Origin of the sequence: Methanoculleus sediminis, from assembly GCF_001017125.1 — an archaeon.
GTDB lineage: Archaea > Halobacteriota > Methanomicrobia > Methanomicrobiales > Methanoculleaceae > Methanoculleus > Methanoculleus sediminis.
The window spans coordinates 182598-202320 of the sequence record NZ_JXOJ01000008.1 but is presented as its reverse complement, the minus strand read 5'-3'; the positions used below and the strand labels follow the sequence as shown (position 1 = coordinate 202320).

Annotated in this window: 17 protein-coding genes; 7 read left to right on the top strand and 10 right to left on the bottom strand. The window is 63.7% G+C overall.

Going from position 1 to position 19723, the window contains the following annotated elements:
- The first annotated feature begins 5 nt into the window (after positions 1–5).
- From SZ63_RS12160 to SZ63_RS12150, 3 genes are all read left to right on the top strand, one after another.
- Positions 6–917 (top strand): ketopantoate reductase family protein, encoded by a 912-nt coding sequence (locus tag SZ63_RS12160; RefSeq protein ID WP_048185771.1) that lies wholly within the window; start codon positions 6–8, stop codon positions 915–917.
- Between the two features lie 18 nt (positions 918–935).
- On the top strand, positions 936–1547 hold the full coding sequence (gene mobA / locus SZ63_RS12155; RefSeq protein ID WP_048185764.1) for a molybdenum cofactor guanylyltransferase: 612 nt from the start codon (positions 936–938) through the stop codon (positions 1545–1547).
- A 257-nt stretch (positions 1548–1804) separates the two neighbouring features.
- A complete protein-coding gene (locus SZ63_RS12150; RefSeq protein ID WP_048185759.1) occupies positions 1805–3025 on the top strand; it encodes a WD40 repeat domain-containing protein in 1221 nt (406 codons plus the stop codon).
- 27 nt (positions 3026–3052) lie between these two features.
- On the opposite strand, the gene SZ63_RS12145 is transcribed toward SZ63_RS12150, so the two are convergent.
- The gene (locus tag SZ63_RS12145; protein ID WP_048185757.1) at positions 3053–3817 is read right to left on the bottom strand and encodes a dihydroorotate dehydrogenase electron transfer subunit; all 765 of its coding nucleotides are present in this window, start codon (positions 3815–3817) and stop codon (positions 3053–3055) included.
- Complete coding sequence (locus tag SZ63_RS12140) at positions 3810–4697, bottom strand: dihydroorotate dehydrogenase (RefSeq protein ID WP_048185756.1); 888 nt, start codon at positions 4695–4697, stop codon at positions 3810–3812. The genes SZ63_RS12145 and SZ63_RS12140 overlap by 8 nt, the downstream gene beginning before the upstream one ends.
- Positions 4698–4902: 205 nt before the next feature.
- On the opposite strand from SZ63_RS12140, the gene SZ63_RS12135 reads away from it, so the two are divergent.
- Positions 4903–5769 carry a malate dehydrogenase gene (locus SZ63_RS12135; protein ID WP_048185754.1) on the top strand — a complete coding sequence of 289 codons (867 nt, stop codon included), beginning with the start codon at positions 4903–4905 and terminating at the stop codon, positions 5767–5769.
- A 13-nt stretch (positions 5770–5782) separates the two neighbouring features.
- A complete protein-coding gene (locus SZ63_RS12130) occupies positions 5783–8197 on the top strand; it encodes a DNA-directed DNA polymerase (RefSeq protein ID WP_048185752.1) in 2415 nt (804 codons plus the stop codon).
- A gap of 136 nt (positions 8198–8333) precedes the next feature.
- Here the strand turns inward: SZ63_RS12130 and SZ63_RS12125 are convergent, their stop codons facing one another.
- The 5 genes from SZ63_RS12125 to SZ63_RS12105 all read right to left on the bottom strand — a co-directional run bounded on the left by SZ63_RS12125 (position 8334) and on the right by SZ63_RS12105 (position 13275).
- Complete coding sequence (locus tag SZ63_RS12125) at positions 8334–8804, bottom strand: hypothetical protein (RefSeq protein ID WP_241481347.1); 471 nt, start codon at positions 8802–8804, stop codon at positions 8334–8336.
- Positions 8805–9084: 280 nt separating this feature from the next.
- The gene (locus SZ63_RS12120; protein ID WP_048185748.1) at positions 9085–9714 is read right to left on the bottom strand and encodes a hypothetical protein; all 630 of its coding nucleotides are present in this window, start codon (positions 9712–9714) and stop codon (positions 9085–9087) included.
- A gap of 118 nt (positions 9715–9832) precedes the next feature.
- Complete coding sequence (locus tag SZ63_RS12115) at positions 9833–10393, bottom strand: hypothetical protein (RefSeq protein ID WP_082122784.1); 561 nt, start codon at positions 10391–10393, stop codon at positions 9833–9835.
- 37 nt (positions 10394–10430) lie between these two features.
- Entirely contained in the window at positions 10431–12362 is a 1932-nt protein-coding gene (locus SZ63_RS12110) for a S8 family serine peptidase (protein ID WP_048185743.1), read from the bottom strand.
- Positions 12363–12861: 499 nt separating this feature from the next.
- Positions 12862–13275, bottom strand: a complete 414-nt coding sequence (locus SZ63_RS12105; protein WP_048185742.1) for a hypothetical protein — start codon at positions 13273–13275, stop codon at positions 12862–12864.
- 213 nt (positions 13276–13488) lie between these two features.
- On the opposite strand from SZ63_RS12105, the gene SZ63_RS12100 reads away from it, so the two are divergent.
- Both SZ63_RS12100 and SZ63_RS12095 read left to right on the top strand, forming a co-directional pair.
- Entirely contained in the window at positions 13489–14121 is a 633-nt protein-coding gene (locus SZ63_RS12100; RefSeq protein WP_048185739.1) for a hypothetical protein, read from the top strand.
- Positions 14122–14256: 135 nt separating this feature from the next.
- Entirely contained in the window at positions 14257–15237 is a 981-nt protein-coding gene (locus tag SZ63_RS12095; protein WP_048185885.1) for a hypothetical protein, read from the top strand.
- Positions 15238–15574: 337 nt separating this feature from the next.
- On the opposite strand, the gene SZ63_RS12090 is transcribed toward SZ63_RS12095, so the two are convergent.
- The 3 genes from SZ63_RS12090 to iorA all read right to left on the bottom strand — a co-directional run bounded on the left by SZ63_RS12090 (position 15575) and on the right by iorA (position 19508).
- Entirely contained in the window at positions 15575–16915 is a 1341-nt protein-coding gene (locus SZ63_RS12090) for a small ribosomal subunit Rsm22 family protein (protein WP_048185737.1), read from the bottom strand.
- Positions 16916–17154: 239 nt separating this feature from the next.
- A complete protein-coding gene (locus SZ63_RS12085) occupies positions 17155–17742 on the bottom strand; it encodes an indolepyruvate oxidoreductase subunit beta (RefSeq protein ID WP_048185735.1) in 588 nt (195 codons plus the stop codon).
- Positions 17739–19508: an indolepyruvate ferredoxin oxidoreductase subunit alpha gene (iorA, locus tag SZ63_RS12080; RefSeq protein ID WP_048185734.1), complete on the bottom strand. Its 1770-nt coding sequence runs from the start codon at positions 19506–19508 to the stop codon at positions 17739–17741. Before iorA ends, SZ63_RS12085 begins: the two co-directional genes overlap by 4 nt.
- Between the last annotated feature and the right edge of the window lie 215 nt (positions 19509–19723).

The following is a 19723-nucleotide window of genomic DNA, read 5'->3' as shown; positions in this document are numbered from 1 at the left end:
CCGAAATGAAGATCGTGGTCCTGGGTGCCGGGGCGGTCGGGCTGACCGTTGCCGCAAAGTTGTCCCGCATTGCGGACGTTCACGCCGTAGCGAGGACGCGGCACGCAGATGCGGTACGGGAACGGGGCTTTCTGATGACCGGCATATGGGGAGAGGGCACATACCGGTTCAGTTGCTCCGAGGACCTCCCCGGTGCGTGGCGGGACGCCGACTACTACATCGTCGCCGCAAAGTCCACCGATACGGAGGCGATCTGCCGCCAGTTCGCCGACGCCATCGGGGGACGCGAGGTGATAAGCCTCCAGAACGGCATCGGGAACGAGGAGATCATCGCGCGGTTCACCGACCGGGTCGTCGGCGCCATGATCATCACCGGGTTCGAGTGGCGGGGCGATGCGTCGGTCCACGTCTCCGTGGAGGCGGCGCCCATGAAGATCGGGCGGTTCCCGTCCGGCACGGACGACGCGGTAGAAGACCTCGCCGCCCTCATCCGGGATGCCGGTATCCGGGCGGAGGCGACCGATAGTATCCGGACGGATATCTGGGGCAAGACCCTCTACAACTGCGCGTTAAACCCGCTCGGCGCCCTCATGAACGTTCCCTACGGCGCGCTCGTCGATCCGCATGCATGGGCGGTCGTCGCCGCGATTGTGGAGGAGGCTTACCGGGTGGCAAAAGTCGAAGGCGTCCCTCTCCCCTGGGAGACGGCGGAGGCGTACCTCGAGTATCTCCGGACGACCCAGCTCCCCGCGACGGCCGCCCACCACTCGTCGATGCTCCAGGACATCGCCGGCGGGAGGAAGACCGAGATCGACTTCATGAACGGTGCGGTAGCGGCGCTCGCCGAAAAACACGGCGTCGGTGCGCCTTACAACACCTGCATCGCCGAACTGATCCGCTTCCGGGAGCGGCTCTGACGGCCGGGAGAGAGGAGCATGCGATCTGCGATAGTCCTTGTCGGAGGAGCGGCACGGCGTGCCGGCGGGCGGGAGAAGTACTTCTTTACGTTCCGGGGCAAGACCTTCATCGACCGCCTCATCGACACCCTCAAGGAGTCGGTCGATGAGATCGTGGTCGTCGCGCGGGATCCCGGGCAGTGCGAGCGGTTCGGCCATCTCGGGGATATCAGGTGCATATCGGACGTCCGGAAAGGTCTCGGTCCCATCGGCGGCCTGCACGCGGGGGCGCTCGCGGTGCACGGCGAGTACGTCTTCGTTGCCGCCTGCGACATGCCCTGCATCCACCCGGGGGTGGTCCGGCTGCTCTTCGATGCCGCCGTCGGCTACGATGCCGCCATACCATGCTGGAACGCCGAGATGCTCGAGCCGCTCCATGCAGTCTACCGGAGGAGCGCGCTGCTCGGCTACCTGGAGGAGCACGAGTCGCTCTCGCTCCGGGCGATGATCTGGAGCCTCGATACCCGGTACGTCCGCATGGAGAAGATCCGCGAGATCGATCCGGGTCTCCTGACGTTCACGAATATCAACAATCTCGAAGACCTGGAGTCGATCGATCCCGCGGCAGAACGCGATACCGACGACCCGTAAGCGGACGGGGGACCACCCCGCCTGCCGTCCCTGCGAGCATTCCGGTCGTGAACCATCCTTTCCTCGCGACCCGGCAGGCGGGTTCTCCGGCTCCGCCCCTTCCGAATCCTCAGAATGTTCTACCGGTATTCCCGAAACCGCGGCAGCCTCCGGCCGCCTCTGATTGGGGTCGGGCAGGAGCCGGAGAACCGTCCCGGAACCCGGGTGCGGAACGTTGCCCGAAAGATATATATATTATATCTGTGGATCAGGGCCTGATGTCATCGGGGGAAGTGACTTCATCCAGTTCTACCTTCAGGGCCCGGGCGTATTCCCGGATAGCAAATTCCGGGCGTGTCAGGACGGTGCTCCTGCTGTGCTGCTGCCTTATCGCTGCCCTGTGCGGGGTTGTTTCCGCGGACGAGGGGGAGTATGTTCCGGTCTGGGGATTGGGGGCCAACGGTCCTGTCAGTTCCGTGGCGGTCACGCACGACGGTTCTACGATCGTCGCCTCTGCAGACTCCGTGGTGTACGTTCTCGACCAGCAGGGAAACGTCCTCTGGAAGGCCTCTGTCGGCGGACGTGTGAACAGCGTCGGAATATCGCCGGAAGGGTCGCGAATAGGGGTTGCTGCGGACAAACTCTATCTCTATGACGGGGAAGGGGGCCTGCTCTGGACCGAGAAGACGACGTTCGTCTACCGTTCCGTGGATCTCTCCTCGAACGGGATGTATGTCGCCGCCGGCTGTGACAACGGTGCGGTCTACATCTTCGACCGGAACAAGAAGCAGCTCTGGGACTACGATATGGGGACCGACAGCTACGATCTCGCGATATCGGAGAACGGCCGCAGGATCGCGATCGGCTGCGATAACCAGGGGGTCTACCTCCTCAACAGCAGGGAAGGAGAGTCCTGGAGTTACGGAACCGGCAAACTGGTGAGGGGGATTGACCTCACCCCCGACGGACGGTTCGTGGCGGCCGGTTCGGTCGACCGGTGCCTCTATCTCTCCACGGGGGAGGGCGAGCACCTCTGGAAATATCCCGTGGGGGATGCCGTCGTCTCGACGGCTCTGACGAACGAGGCTGACAGGATCTTCGCTGCATCCGGCAAGACGATCCACGTTCTCGACCGCACGGGAGCCGAGGTCCAGAAGATCGCCCTCAAGGGCCGTGCGGAATCCGTTGCCGTGACCCCCGAAGGTTCGTTCCTCGTCGTCGGGGGCGGCGAGGGCGATCGGTCGATCCGTCTCTTCACAAACGATCCTGACCTGATCGAGACCTGGAATCCGCCGGAGGCTGCGATCAACGAGACCGAACCGTCGGCCAACGTGACGGTCGGCGTGACCGTTCCTCCGGAACCCGGGAACACCAGTACGGGTATGGCGGGAGTAAGCGCCGATGCCCGGGAAGAAGTCCCGATAACCTCAAGGGTGTACGGGTGGGTGGAGAACATCATCTCCCTTCTCTTTGAACCCCAGGAAAACTTCCTGGCCTGATCCACTCTTTTCTGCAGGATGGGCGCACTAGATGCGGCGCCTGCTCCCGCTCGCGTCGCGCGCGTAATGCCCGAACTCGCTATCGAGCAGGACGTCACCGGAGAAGACGGGGCCGTCCCTGCAGACCCGCAAGCCGTGCGGGTCGGTGCAGCACGAGCCGCAGAGGCCTACACCGCACTTCATGTAGCGGTGGAGGGAGAAGAGTCCCCGCTCGGCACATCCTTCACGGTCGAGAACGGCGAGCACCGCCGTCATCATGATCTCGGGGCCGCAGACGCAGATGTGGTCGAAGTCGGCGAGATCGACTCTCGAGACGAGCTCCGTCACGAACCCGTGGTGGCCGGCGGTGCCGTCGTCGGTCGCGACCATCAGCGTCGCCGCGCCGCGTATCCTGTTCTCGAAGAGGAGTTCGGAGGCCGTCCTGGCGCCGAGGAGGAAGGTGTCCACCAGCCCGGCCGTGACGAGCGGCAGGAGCGGGGAGGCACCGACACCGCCGCCGACGGCAAGCGTTCTGCCGGAGACGGCAAACCCGTTCCCGTAAGGGCCCCTGACACCGATCCGGTCGCCCTCGTGCATCGCAAAGAGCGCGGCGGTCGCGTCCCCGACCTTCTGGACGGTGATCGAGAACGGAGAAGAGAGGGCCATCGGGACCTCGTCCACGCCCGGCACCCAGACCATCACGAACTGGCCCGGCCGCGCTTCAATCTCGCGGTCGAAGACGAACGTCCTGATCGACGGCGTCTCCTCGACGATCTCCGTTATCGTAACCCCTGCAGGCATCTGCTCATGCATGGGCGCACCCCACGATCTCGCCCGCGTCGATGCCGTCGAGGCTATAGAGGTCGTCTGCAATCGCTGCAAAGATGCCGATATCGTCGATGACCGCGCTCCCGATCTCGACGGCGCTTGCTCCGGCCATCATCATCTCGACGACGTTGTCGGCGGTGGAGACCCCGCCGCACCCGACAATGGGGATGGAGCATGCCTCGTAGAGGTCGTAGACGCACCGGACGGCGACGGGGAAGATGGCCTTCCCCGAGAGCCCGCCGAACCGGTTCCCGAGCACCGGCCGCCGGAGCGCCGTCGAGATTCGCATCGCTTTCACGGTGTTGACCGCGACGATCGCGTCCGCCCCGCCGCGCTCCGCTGCCGCCCCGATCTCGGCGATATCGGCGACATTCGGGGTGAGTTTCACCCAGGTCGGAACCCCGAGGGAGGCCACCGCCCGGGTGCACTCCTGCACGAGGGCCGGGTCGCTCCCGATGGCCGCCCCGTAGCCTTCTGCATGGGGGCAGGAGAGGTTCAGTTCGAGCCCGGAGGCCTTCCCGGCGAACCACCCGGCGACCGTCCGGAACTCTTCCGGCGTCCCCCCGAAGATGCTCACGATCACCGGCTCGCCCGCGAGAGAGGCCAGTTCGTCCACAAACGCGGCCGAGGGGTTCGGGAGGCCCATCGCATTGATGATGCCGCCGTCGACCACGACCAGGCAGGGGCCGGGGTGCCCTTCTTTCGGGCTCGGGCCGATGGATTTCGTGACCACGCCGCCTGCACCGTTCGCGAGGATACGGGCGAGCGACGCCCCGGTGGTACCGAGGATGCCGGCCGCGAGCAGGAGGTGGTTCCTCAACCGGATGCCGCCGACCTCGACGGGGCCTGGATAAAGCGCAACCATTGAAAAAAGGTGGGAGCAGGGTATTATTATACTCTCGCGCCAAGTGTACTGACAGGAAGGTATGTACTCCGCTCTCCGGAGCCCGGGTACCGGCACGGGAGGCGGTAAGAAGGCTCTTTTCCCCGCCGGATCGTTATTCTCCGTGCAGTCGGGAGCCTCTTTGCGCGCATAAACCTATATCATTACTCTGATCAGGACCGATACTATGACCTCGCTTGCAATCTTGGGCGTCGGAAAGGTGGGGGGCGAGACGGCGTTCCTCTCCGCCGCGCTCGGTCTCGTAGACGAGATCGTCGTCTACGACGTATACGAGCCCCTCCTCCGGGCGCAGGTGCTCGACCTGCAGCACACGGGTATCGACGTCGCGGTCTCCACCGAAACGGCGGCGATGCGGGATGCCGATATATTCGTCTTTGCGGCGGGCACCCCGAGGACACCGGATATCAGGACCCGGGCCGACCTCCTCGAGGCCAATATCCCGGTGGCGAAGCGGTGCAGCGAGCTCCTGCAGGGGTTCCCCGGTGTCGTCGTCTCCGTCACGAACCCGATGGACGCGAACAACTACGGCCTCTGGAAGATGATGGGCGTCGACCGGCAGCGGTGCATCGGTTTCGGCGGCCAGCTCGACAGCGCACGGTTTGCCGGTTTCCTTCGCGAGGCGGGGATCGGCGGGCCGGCCTGGGTGCTCGGGGAGCACGGCGACCGCCAGGTGCCGGTCTTCTCAAAGACCGGCAGCGACGTCGATACCAGAGAGCGGGAAGCAATCCTCTCCCGGATGCGGGGGGCGAGCATGGAGGTGATCCGCGGCAAAGGAGGGACGGTCTTCGGACCCGCATACCACATCGCCATGCTGATCCGTGCGATCCTCGAAGACCGGCGCGAGGTGCTCCCCTGCTCGTGCGTTCTCGACGGCGAATACGGTCTCTCCGGCTGCTCCCTCGGCGTCCCCGCCCGGATCGGCCGCGAGGGCGTCATCGGTATCGAGGAGTGGGAACTCGATCCCTGGGAGTCCGCGAAGATGGCGGAGGCGGGAGCGTTCGTCAGAGACCTCTCGAGGAGGTTCGATGGCTGACCGGGTACCCGGGATGAGCGTTCCGGCAACGCTGGAGGAGTTCGGGAAAGCCCGGATCGGCATCCACCAGGTGGAGTACAGCACCGGGGTCGGGTTCGAGATCCCGGTCATCCACGTCTTCGGCCGGGACGCCTCGGGGAAGGCGGTCCGGATCGACGTGACCGGCTTTCGCCCCTACTTCTACGCGCCCGCCGGGCAGGTGGAGACGGCGCCCCTCCCGCAGGGGGTCGAACTTGAGCCGGACACGACCTACCGCTCCATCCGCGGAGAGCCGCTCCGGCGGCTCTACACCCGGCGTCCCGGCGACGTCCGCGAGGTCCGTGACCGATTCCTGCACTTCGAAGCCGATATCCCGTTCGCCACCCGGTTCATGATCGACTGCGGCCTCTCCGCCGGGATGGACCTTCCTGCCGGTGTATCCACGGTGGACTACCGCGAACTCGCGCCGGCCGAGATCAAGGCTCCGGCCCGCACCTGCATCATGGACATCGAGTGCGTGGACGAGCAGGGGTTTCCCGAGCCCGAACGCGACCCGATCATCTGCGTCACCTGCTGGGACTCGTTCGACGACGACTACACGACGCTCCTCTGGCAGCCCGGCGGGGCGGCGGGCGACGTGCCCGGCCTCTCTGTCGGCGAGCGGCACCGGGTCGTCCGGTACCCCGACGAGGTCTCGATGCTCAAGGGGCTCGCCGCCTACATCGGGGAGCGCGACCCGGATATCCTCTCGGGCTGGAACTTCGTGGATTTCGATATCCCCTACATCGTGAAGCGGATGGCGGCGCTCGGCCTCAGGGCCGAAGACCTCGCCCGTATCCCCGGACAGACCGAGCGGAACGCCGTCCGGGGTCGCTCGATCTTCGATCTCCTCGGCGCCTACCGGAAGATGCACCAGGCGCAGAAGGAGTCCTACCGGCTCGATGCAATCGCCGAAGAGGAACTCGGGGTGACGAAGGTCCGCTACACCGGGACGATCACCGGACTCTGGCGGTCGGATCCGAAGCGGCTCGTGGAGTACAACTACCGCGACGTCGAGCTCTGCGTCGGGATCGATCAAAAGAACAACATCATCGAGTTCTACCGGGAGATTGCCCGGTACGTCGGATGCCCGCTCGACCGGACGCTGAACTCCTCGAACGTCATCGACATCTACGTCCTGCGGAAGGCGTCGGGCACGTTCGTCCTCCCATCAAAAGGGCTCGCCGCCGGCGACGAGTTCGAGGGAGCGACCGTCTTTGAGCCCGCGACCGGCCTCCGGGAGAACGTGGTGGTTCTCGACCTGAAATCGCTCTACCCGATGGCGATGATGACGATCAACGCCTCGCCCGAGACGAAGAACCCGGACGGCGAACTGCGGGCGCCGAACGGCATCCGGTTCTCCCGGGAGCCGGACGGGTTGACGAGGAGCATCATCGCGGAACTCCTCGAGGAGCGGGACGAGCGCAAGCGCCTCCGAAACCTTTACCCCTTCGGGTCGCCGGAGTACGTCCTCTACGACCTCCAGCAGAACGTCCTGAAGGTGATCATGAACTCCTACTACGGGGTCTCGGGCTACACCCGGTTCAGGCTCTACGACCGCGAGATCGGGTCTGCCGTCACGTCGGTCGGCCGGGCGATCATCAGGCACACCCGCGATATCATCACCAACCTCGGCTACACCGTCCTCTACGGCGACACCGACTCCTGTATGGTGCAGGTTCCCCCGGGCGACCTCGAGGCGACGATCGCACGTGCGAGGGATATCGAGGCGAAACTGAACGCGAGCTACGGCGACTTCGCGAAGACCGAACTGAACGCCGATACGCATTACTTCTCCATCAAGTTCGAGAAGGTCTACCGCCGCTTCTTCCAGGCAGGCAAGAAGAAGCGCTACGCGGGGCACCTGGTCTGGAAGGAGGGCAAGGACGTCGACGAGGTGGACGTCGTCGGCTTCGAGATCCGGCGGAGCGACTCCCCGCAGATCACGCGGGAGGTGCAGCGCGCCGTCATCGAGATGATCCTTCGCGGGGACGCGTTCAGCGACGTGCAGGCGTATCTCCGCGACGTCATCCGAAAGTACCGCCGGGGGGAGTACTCGCTCGACGAGGCCGGCATTCCGGGCGGTATCGGGAAGAGCCTCGATAGTTACGAGAACGACGACGCCCACATCCGGGGCGCCAAGTACTCGAACGAGCATCTCGGGACCGACTTCAAGCGTGGCAGCAAGCCCAAACGGGTCTACATCAAGAACGTCACGGCGAGGTTCCCACGGACGGACGTGGTCTGCTTCGAGTACGCCGATCAGGTGCCGCCGGAGTTCGTCGTCGACTGGGAGACGATGCTCGAGAAGACGCTCAAAGGCCCTATCTCACGGATCATCGAGCCGCTCGGGTGGGACTGGCACGACGTCGACCCCTCGCGGACGACGCTCTTTGATTTCGGGATGTGACCTTCCCCGAACCGGCGATAGCACGGCCCGGTCGACCGGGGTTCTGCACCGCCGGTTCGTGCCGGCTCTCTCTACGCACGGAAAACGGCGTGAAAACCCTGGTCCCGTGGCCCGGAGTTACTCTGCTTCTTCCCCCTTATACAAGTTCGAACTCCTTGGCGAGGTTGCGCCCGTACCATATCCGGTACTTTCCGGGGGTAAGGGGGTCGTCGTGAATCCGAATCTCATATGGGTGTACAGGACTTCCGCTCGCCTCCGCAGTATCCCACCAGTCTGTAGTGTTCCATCGCACCCGTTCCTCCGTCCAGCTGTATTTGAGATCTCCGGCTGCCCTTTCCTGAGCTGAGGTTCGATAGAGCGTCCAGTTTTGTCCCGGATTGAGGTAGCACCTTGCACATGGAGTACACCCGGCATCGCCGATGATCTCCCATGTGCCTATATTGTTCCCCGGCGTGCCCCCGGATGCGTTCGTGACCCACTTATCGATCCGCCACGGGGACGGGTTGCTGAATTCCACCTGTTCATCGCCGCAGTTGACGATGCCGAACTCCACCACATCCCCGATATGATAGACGTTCCTGTCCGTGAAGACGTAGACATCGTTCACCGGCTCCCCCGGGCAGACCCCGGACGGGCCGCAAATCCCTCGGGTACGGTGCAGGTCTCGCAGGGTTCCGGTGTCGGTTCTGGCGTGACGTTTACGGCGGTATCGGTCAGTCCCAGGCACCCGGCCGGTTGCGAGGAGGGCGATGAGGGCTATCGCCGCGATGCATGGGGGAATACGTGACTTCATTGTGGTTTCTCCGGTTGCGTGCACATCCTTACCCCTCCTGGTGAACGGGACCCACCGGGCTGCGCGCTGGCACGGGGCCGCCTGCTCAACGCCATCATACGAATGCGAACTCCTTGGTGAAGTTGAGGTTGCCCTCTACGTAATGTATCCGGTCCCCCCGGGATATCCCGATCCAGGGGTACCGTATCCGGTATGTCCCGGGGGTGAGGGTGACGTTGTCGTTCATCGGCCGTACCTCTCTCCCCCACTCTGGAGTATTCCAGTCTGTAGTATTCCACCGCGTCGTCTCCGTCTCTCCGGGATGAAGAGGCCATGCCATTGTTTGAACAAATCCTGCAACATGGCCGACCATCTCCCACGTACCGTCGGTATCGTTGTCCGGTGTGCCTCTGGGTGCGTTTGTGATCCATCTTTCAACCTGCCACGGAGATGGGTGAGCAAACATTATGCGTTCATCGCCGCAGTTGACGATACCGAACTCCACCACCTCCCCGATATGGTAGACGTTTCTGTCTGTGAAGGCGTAGACGCCGTTCACCGGCTCCCCCGGGCAGACCGCGGGCGGGCCGCAGAATCCTTCGGGGACGGTGCAGGTCTCGCAGGGCTCCTGTGTGGGTTCCGGGGTGGCGTTTACGGCGGTATCGGCCGGTCCCAGGCACCCGGCGGTCGCGAGGATAGCGATGAGAGCTATCGTTGCGATGCAGGGGTGAATTTGTGGTTTCATTGTGGTTTCTCCGGTTGCATGCACATCCTTACACCTCATGGGGATTAGGCATGTAAACCGTGTGCAGGCTCGGAACTCAAGGGGACGCCGGGGGCCGGCGTTGCCTGCTTTTCCTGCTTCATACGAACTCGAACTCCTTGGCGTAGCCGCCTTCGTACCAGATGCAGTGTGTCCCGGGAGTGAGGTTGTCCGCCACCATGTATAGGGTCTCACTTCGGTTCGCCCCTGAAGTATCCCAACGCACCGTCCAGTTTTCTCCGGGGTCGAGGAAGCACACCACGGTCGGAGCACATCCCGCATTGCCGACGGGCTCCCACGTGCCGCCGGTGCAATTGCCCGGCATGCATCCTGATTCGTTCGTGACCCATCTGTCAATCCACCATGGGCGCGGGTTGCCGAATTCCACCGGCTCATCGCCACAGTTGACGATACCGAACTCCACCACCTCCCCGATCCGGTAGACGTTCCTGTCCGTGAAGACATAGACGCCGTTCACTGGCTCCCCCGGGCAGACCCCGGGCGGGCCGCAGAAGCCCTCGGGGACGGTGCATGTCTCGCAGGGCTCCGGTGTCGGTTCCGGGGTGGTATTTACGGCAGTATCAGCCGGTCCCAGGCACCCGGCGCTGGCAAGGACGACGAGGATTATCGTTGCGATGTATGAGTAAATACGTAATTTCATTGCAGTCCCTCTGTTGATGATACAAAAATAAGTGGGTTCAGGGGTCGCTGATGCTGTAAGCCAGCGCGAGACGCTCGGATGCGCCTTCGAACCGGTATTTAACAACCCTCGCCTGATAGTTCCCGCTCATTTCCGTCTCGAACTGGCCGATCTCGTAGTTGTTGTCGTAGGACGACGAGACTTCGACCTGCTCGCCGTTCGGATCGTAGATGATCAGGTCAAAATCGGATTGCAGCGGGTCGTTGATCGTGCCGTAAGGGGGATGTAGATCCGGGGGATGCGAGTCCCACGCGGCAACGACCCGGACCTTCTTCCCGGCGGGGATGCCGCTCAGGACATAAGTCTTCGGGAAGTCGCCGTAGGTCACGGTGTTCGCCCACCAGCGGTTGTTCGCGATGGTGTCGTCGGCGATCGAACAGTCGATCCCGCCTGCACCGTCGCGGTCGCTCAACCTGCTGGCACCCTCGATGTTGTGGACCGCTCCCGCCATGATGGCCGCCTTGACGGCTTCCGGCCAGGACGTGAGCTGGCTCTGCCGGTGCATCAACAGGGCGGCCTCGCCGGATACCGCCGGTGCGGCGAGACTTGTTCCTGAGGCGCAACTGACGAGCCAGGGGCTGGCCGTCGAGGTGGATGTTATCCCGCACCCGACGGCGACCACCTCCGGCTTCTCCCGATCACCGTGCGGCGATTCAGGATCGTTATAGCCAGAGTATTGCCACATGGTATCACCTGTCCAAGCTGATGAATCCCGATCATCAAAAGCACCAACAGTAATGACGTTATAGGCAAGGCCCGGACACCATACATTGCCACTGTTGGGTGGGTTACCTGCAGCAACAACGACGGTCAGGTGGTTGCTCCAGACGACATGATCGAGGTACTGATCCATATCGCCGAGGCTGCTTCCAGTCTCTCCCCCAAAACTGCAACTGATGACCTTTGCGCCCTGCGTTATCGCCCACTCTGTTGCAGCGACAATATCGGTATCGTCCTCGCTGGGGGCATTTGCAGAGAGCAGTGCCGGTACTCCGTAGGAGATGCCCTTGTACGTTGAGTGGGTACTTGCAACGATACCGGCCACCTGTGTTGCGTGGCCACTCACGGGCAGATCGGGGCGGTACGACGACCCGTCAAGCAGGTAGGGGTTTGAGAACTGTATCCCCGAACCTGAACCGAGAGGCACTTCCACAATCGCGACCTTGATGCCGGTGCCGGTCTTCCCCCTCCCCCAGACAACATTTGCCTTCACGGTCGGCGCTGCACTATTGAGCGCAGGTTCGTAACTCCGGGTGATGTCCAGCGATACGACGTCCGATCGCTTGCTCAGGTCCTGGATCGTCTCCCTGGAGACCTCCGCGAAGACCACCGGGGCGTACTGACAGGCATAGACTACGGTCGAGTCCTGTGTCTTCAGGAAGTCGATCACCGGCGCTTCGTGGGCGGCATACGTGGCCCTCTGTAGGCTCAGCAGTTCCTGGTGCTGTTCCTCGCTCAGGTTGCCCTGGAACCGCGACCGGTCCGTGGAGGGCTCCGTTAGCCAGATCCAGACGACGACCTTCTCATCGGATCGCATGGTTGCGACACGCTCCGCAAGTTCCGGGTCCAGTTTACCGTATCGTTTGCTCTTCTCAGCCGCTTCAGCCTCCTTGACGGCATCGATATCGGCAACCTTGCCCTCTTCGTCCAGATAAATCCCGTAGATAGCGGACGACTTTTCGTCCAGTATCTTTGCCCCCCAAAGGGACCGGCCTGTAAGGGGGAACGTGGCAAAGGCTTCGTTTATGATGGTTAATTCTCCTACGGGAATGCCCTCCCGCGTGGAGACATGTTCGAGTGCTTCCGCTCGGTAGGTCTGCAGATCGAACGGTTGTTCGATACTCTGTGCGCTCGCCACCGGCACGGTTATCATTCCTGCGAGGATGATTGCCAGAACGACGGGCAATCCCCCGATCTTTTTTGGTTGCATCGTTTCACCTCCGTGTAGATAGACAGAGGCACGACGCAACGCTTTTACAGTTCGAAAGCTCAGATCGTCATGCCTCCGGGCACGCGGGGTGCGTCATCCGGGGCGTCAACCAGGGATGGGCGGCCCCCGCGCACTGTGAGATGCCTGTTCCGACATCCACGCTGGAGAGCTCAACGCTCCGGTATATACCTTTTCTGTGACAAGCATCGACTCTTTGGGGCCGTTGGATTGAGTTTCCACCGAAAAAAGCCGCTATCGGCCGGAAATGGGAGCCGCGCGAATGATGGAGGATCTGCATGGCGGAAGAGGGTCCGGCTCCCGGCGGCGGATCGCGGGTAAACTCTCGTCTATCATATGAGCGCCGTTTGCTCTGCCCGACATGTCGGGATCGCCAGAGGCAGGACGAGCAGATGGGGGTTCAAATCCCAAAGTGCAATGTTCCCACCTTTCGGTGGAAGATCTCCCAAACGTCGTTGTAAAAGTGTTGTGAAGGGCCGCCTTACGCGAGACCCCTTCTCGCACGCTCCTCCTCGAGGAACGCGCTCCGCTCGATGTTCTTCGCCCAGGCGATGCGGCCGCCGACGATCTGCCAGTTGCCCATCTCCAGGACGTCGACTCCCTCGGGAACCTCCGGGACGGCCGCCCCTCCGGGAACGACGAGAACAGCCCTGTCGGCTTTGCCGACGCTTGCGGCTGCCCTGAGCGCCTCAACGGCATTCACCGGGACACTGGGAGTCATCTTCACGTTCACGAGCACCCGCTCCGTCCTGCCGGCGACCCGGCGGGAGACCAGGCCCTCCGGCTGCGCACTGCCGGCGGGAGACCATGCGAACCGCCACCCGTCCTGGGGAGAGAACCGCCGGGCGAGTGCTTTCTGGACATCAAGATACGTAGAATCCTTTATGCCACCCATATCAATATCCTCTGCTTTACTGTATGGTCACGGTCGAATATAAGCGTTATAGTTCTTTTCTCTTCTCGCGTATTCGATGGCGGTGCCGGCGGTTTCGCTTCTCCGGGAACCGGTACGATGCCGGGAACCTGCGTCGATCCGGGCGGCGTGCCGGAAAAACACGGAGGAACACTTTTATCCTACTACCGGTATTATGCACCGGGGTTTGTTAGTATGGCAGAGGCAACGCAGAAAGAGGCCGGGGTTGTGGAAGCGTACGAGAATCTGGCTCGCCAGGTGCTGGATCGGCCGGAGAGCATTCCGAGCGCCATCCACAACCTCCTTCTGAAACTGGCGGAGACGCATCCGGGAGCGGTCTACTGGATCGTCCGGAAGTTCTACCAGGAGTACCTCCGGCTCTACGTCTCCGATACCGGCTACATCGGCATTGCAGACCGGTACGAGCCGGAGCTGATGTATCCCGGCGACATCGCCCTCTACATGGTGCCCGAGAGCCCGCAGCCGGACGACGTCGTCCAGGTCACCTTCACCGACAAAGACGAGGTGAGCGTCTACGTCATCCACGCCCGGGTCGTCAGGTGCAACGACGACCGGTCAGTGCAGGTGGCGGATACCAGTACCGGAGAGGAGTACAAAGTCGTTGACTGGAACATCCTCGGCAAACTGGTCAGGGTCATCCCGTTCGGCTCCGGGGAGTGGCAGGAACTCTTCGCGGCGTCCGGCGTCCCGAAGGAGTGGGTGGCCACGTCGATCGAGGAGAACATCCGTTCCGTCCAGGAATCGGAAGTCCCCGGAAAGGACGAGGCGATCGCCGAACTCAAGCGCCGCCTCGGCGATCTGGTGTAGCCGGAACGGTTCCGGGGCGTAATTCTTCCGGATGGCGGACGGATCGGCGTGCATGCCGGCCGTGAGCACCGCCGCTCCGGTATCACCGTCCCTTTCGCACGAAGGTTTTTGAGGGGAGCGATCTATCTCTGGTATATGAAGCATCTGGCAGTGCTGATTCTCGGTCTGCTGCTCATCCCGTCCGGAGTTCAGGCACTCACCTTCCTCGGCGGGGATCAGCAGGTGATCGACACCCCCATCCCCGACGACGTGGTCGCCTCGGGCGGGTCCGTGACCGTCAACGCCCCCGTAGACAGCCTGACGGTCGCCGGGGGCATGGTGACGGTGGATGCGCCGGTCGCCGGCGACGTCATCGCCGCGGGAGGCACCCTGATCGTCAACGGCGATGTCGGCGGAAAGGTGCTTGCCGCCGGGGGCGAGATCGAACTGAACGGGAACGCGACGAACGCCCTCATCACCGGAGGCACGGTCAGAATCGGGGAAAATGCCGTCATAGAGCGCGACGCATTCATCTCGGCGGGGGAGGTCACCAACGCGGGATCGGTTCTCCGCAACCTGACGGTATCGGGCGAGACCTTCAACAATCCCGGCACGGCCGGGAACGTGACGTTCGAGGAGCCGTCGGAGCCCGGACTGCTGCCCGACCTGGTCTCGGTGCTCTTCGCCATCGGATTCCTTATCCTCGGGCTCCTCCTCATCCGGGCGTTCCCCGACCTGTTTGCGGCGGTGGTCGGACAGGTCGAGAAGAGTCCGGTTCTCCTGACGGTCCTCGGGTTCGTCGCAATCATCGTATCGGCGATCATCCTCGTCATCATCGCGATCACGATCGTCGGCCTCCCCATCGCGCTCGTCGCAGGAATGCTCTTCATCGTCGCCCTGATGCTCTCGTCGCTCTTCGTCGCATACGCCCTCGGGGACGCCATTGCTTCCCGGGCGGGATGGAGTCCGGGGCGTTCGTGGATCTTCGTTCTGGGGTTCGTGATCCTGCAGATCCTCATCTTCATCCCGCTGCTCGGGGCGATCGTCCAGGTGATCGCAGTCAGTCTCGGCTACGGGGGGCTGCTCTACGCGCTCAGGGGCGCCTGTCCGTTCGGTGCCGGTGGTGGCGGGGCGTAGTATCTTTTTTTGGGGTTTGTGGGGCGCGCTTTCTTCTGCACCCCGGCAGGGGACGTTGTCGGTAATTGTATTGATCTGTGGGGATCGGGGTGCTTGCTGTGGGAGCACTGCCTGCGGGGCGTGAGCAAAGCCCCATACAGTGGACCGTGGGAGTATCGCCACGGGGGGTGGGGACAGGGGAGGGGGGTCTCCCCCCTCCCCGTCAGCCCCTTCCCCCGGTTGCGATATCCCCTCGAAATCCGTGCATGGGAGTTGTAGCAGGGCACGCAGTTCTCCCTCTTACTGGATTGACCTACAAAACCCTGTAATCTGGCGGGGTAGGAGCCTCTCCGGGAGCCTAGGTGCTCCTTGTTTCGCTCTCCTCTCCCCCCGGACACCCGATCGGCTCGATCCGCGTCCCCGGCAGGACGACCAGGTTGTATGCGCCGTGGTCGCGGTTGAACCGGACGAGAACCTCATAGAGCCGGACGATCTCGCCGTAGGGGAGGCCTTCGAGCGCGTCGCGGTTCGTGCCGCGAAGGGTCGCCGGGACGACGGCGTAGGTGGGGCCTGCCGGCGTCCCGTCACAGATCTTGTAGACCTTTGTCCGGTTATCACCGAGATTCCCCGACATCAGCGCGGCGACGACGTTGATCTTCCGATCAAGGTGCCGGCGGAGGTGGGAGAGGGGAGCGAACTTCGCCCCCGGCGGGACGCGGTAGGCGTGCTGTGTCTTCGTGTCTTTGCGCAGGAGCGCCGACGAATATTTGATATCGACGTTCATGAACCGGTAGCCGTCTTTCCCCGCTGCAAGACGCTCCATCAGCCGGGTCGGCCGGATGTCGCCCTTCTGCTCGAACGCCCAGCACCGGGCGGGGTTGCAGGCGGTTCCCCGGATGAACGAGCAGGGGCTGTAGACGGTAAGGCCGCGATCCGCGATCGCCCGCACGGTCTGCCGCATGGCGGTGGAGTTCGCGAGATCGGCGGGCTCCACGACGACGATCGTCCCGTCGGGGGCGAGCCGTTCGGCAAGACCCGCGACGAGGTCGGCGCGCCGGTCGGTATCGAGGTGGCGGAGTTCGTTCAAGACGTTCGAGAAGACCATGAGGTCTATCCGGTCGGGCAGGTCCCCGGCTTCGAGCGCCCCGATGTCGGCGCGGATGGGCTTATGCACCTGCACCCTGCTCCCCTGCGCCGCGGCGGCGGCCGGGACGAGGGCGTTGTAGGCCTCGAGGTGCTCCTCCGATTGCTCGACGGCGTAGACCTCTGCGGAGCCGCTCCCTATCCGTCCGAGAAGGTCGATGACGGCGAGCGGCACGATTCCAGGGCCGGTGCCGAGATCGAGGATGCGCATGCGGGGTTTCGCGAGCCCCTGATTGATGACCTGCCAGAGGATGTGCTCGAACTGCACCAGGTAGACAGGCGCGTGGTAAGCCAGGTAGCCGAGAACCTGGTAGGCCTTCCGGTAACTCACCCGTTTCTCCTTCCAGTACCGGCTCTTCTGGGCAAGGATAGCGTTACGCATCCGGTCGAGCACGACCGGGTCGTCCCGGGACTTGGCGGTCTTCTTCCCGATGTAGGACTCGACCAGACTCTGGATGTAGTCCGGAACCTCCGGCTTCTTGAAGAACGCGAGCTGCCGCTCGCGTCCGGCATCGTCGACCGTTAAAGGCCCTTCAACGCTACCCCGCTCACTCATGGCATACCAGCTCGGCAGGATGGGTAATACAGGTTGCGGGCGCCAAAAGGTGCTTCATGTCTTCCAGGACTTTTACACATTTCATACCGCTATTTCGCGATCTTCGCGTGAGCCAAAGGTTTTGAGACCCGGATTGGGTCTCACGCGAAGCCGCGAAGGGCGCGAAGGGGCATATGAAACGCCTGGATGCGGTTGACGGTAGTGATGGGGAGAGCGGGGAAACCCCGGGAGCCTCCCGATCAGGGCGCGCCGGCGCCCTTCTCCCGTCCGAGCCGGAAGGCCGCGGTATTGACCTCGACGGTCTTTGGCGGCACGCACCGCCGCACCGCCTCTTCGAGGGTCTCGGGCCGGAGGGGGATATCGCCCGACGCTGCGCCGAGCATCACGATGTTCTGCGAGAGGATGCTCCCCGCCTCCTCTGCGAGGGCCGCGGCGTCGATGCAGGTGACGTCGAGGTCGGCGAGCGCGGCGAGGATGCTCTCCTCGTCGGGGACGTCGATGCCCTGCTGGTAGACCGACGTCGGGACGACCAGGTTCCGGTTCACGACCAGTTTCCCTCCTGCCGGGAGGTAATGCCGGTAGCGGAGGGCCTCGAGGAGGTCGAAGGCGACGAGAAGATCGGCCGTCCCCGGCACGATCAGGGAACCGTGCTTCCCGTCGATGCGGATGTGGCTCTCCACCGACCCGCCGCGCTGCGCCATCCCGTGGGTCTCGGCGCTCCTGACGGTCCGGTTCTCGAGGATGCAGGCCTCGCCGAGGACGTTCGAGGCGAGAACGGTTCCCTGGCCGCCGATACCGACGATCAGGATATCGAACGAGGGTTTCATCGCCGTCCCTCCATGACGATCGCGCCCGACGGACAGATGTCCGCGCAGACGCCGCAGCCGGCGCAGAGTTCGGTGATCGTCGCGTTCTTGTCGACGAACGCGATCGCCGGGCAGCCGAACGACCGGCAGGCGCCGCAGCCCGTGCACCGCTCAAGGTCGACCGTGTAGGCCTTGCGCCTGATCCCGCTTTTCCGTGCGGTGATGACGCAGGGCTGCTTCGCGATGATCACGCGGACGCCCCTGCGCTCCTTTGCCTTTCGGAAGGTGTCGAGGAGCACGGGAAGGTCGTAGGGGTCGACCGTCTCGACCCAGGAGACCCCGCACGACCGGCAGATCGCGTCGAGCGATATCGGGGTGCTTTCCTCGCCCGTGGCGGTCATTCCGGTGTTGGGGTTCGGCTGGTGGCCGGTCATGGCGGTGATCCGGTTGTCCAGGATGACGACGACCATGTCCGCGCCGTTGTAGACGGCGTTTAAGAGCCCCGGTATGCCCGTGTGCAGGAACGTCGAGTCGCCGATGGTCGAGATCACGGGGCGCTCCTCTCCAGACCGGGCGATCCCGCTCCCGACGGTGATCGAGGCGCCCATGCAGATGGTGGTGTCCACCGCGCCGAGCTGGAGCCCGAGGGTGTAGCACCCGATGTCGCTCGGGAAGATGCCGTCGCGGAAGACCTTCCGCATGGCATAGAACGTCGGCCGGTGCATGCACCCTGCGCAGAGGATCGGCGGACGGGGCGGCACACCCGGAACCGGGGCGGCCGCCGGGAAGACCACCGTGGGTGTCATGCCTGCCTTCTCGAGGGCGGCGGCGACGGTCGCCGGGGTGAACTCCCCTTCGTACGGGACCGTGCCGTCTATCTTACCGAATACTTCGGTCTTCGTCGCCGCCTGGCGCACCGCCTCCTCGACGACCGGGTCGAGTTCCTCGACGACGAGAACCTTATCATGCCGGTCGACGAAGTCCGCCAGCCACTCCTCGTCGATCGGGTAGGCGCCGACGACCGCGAGCGAGACGTCGTCGCCGAGCACCTCCTGGACGTAGGCGGCGGCGACACCGCTCGCGACGACGGCGGTCCTGCCCCGGACGGTGTGGCGGTTGTAGCCGAGCTCGACCAGCCGCTTCTTGAGCGCCGGTTGTTTCTCGTTCAGGACCTTATGCAGCACCCGGGTGTGCGCGGGGATGACCACGTACTGTTTCGGGTCGCGCCGGAACTCGGCAGCCCGGTGCTCGGTGCCGATCTCACCGAGGTCGACGTCGCCCTTCGAGTGGCAGATCCGGGTGGTGGGGCGGAAGATCACCGGCAGGCCGAACTCCTCGGAGAGGGAGAAGGCGTCCCGTATCATGTCGTGCGCCTCCTGAACCGATGCCGGGTCGAGGCAGGGGAGCCGGGCGAAGTGCGCGTAGCGCCGGGTATCCTGCTCGTTCTGGGAGCTGTGCGCGAAGGGGTCGTCGGCGGAGAGGATGACGAACCCGCCGGTCACCCCGGTGTATGCGCTCGTCATCAGGGGATCGGCCGCCACGTTCAGCCCGACGTGCTTCATGGTGCAGAGCGCGCGAACCCCGCACCAGGCGGCGGCGAGCGCGTTCTCGAAGGCGACCTTCTCGTTCGTGGACCACTCCACGGTGAAGGGCCGCTCCTTCTGCACCCGGAGGACGTCGATCACTTCGGAGGACGGCGTGCCGGGATAGCCGCTGGCAAAGTCGATGTTTGCCTCCAGGCATGCGTGAGCGATGCCCTCGTTTCCGAGTAGGTATCGTATTGCCATTGTTCCACTCAACTATACTTCTATCATCGGTTTTCAACATAGCCCTTTGGATGCCTGTCCGGAACATTCCGGTGCCGAAACGCCGGGTATTGCAGGGTAGCCGCGACGGCCCGTATCTTTGCGCACCATCGTTCACCGGGGAGGATTGGCGATCGCGTCCCCGATGCGGCCATGCAAACCGGCTCCTTTTCCGGGTGGGTACCGATCTCTGGAGT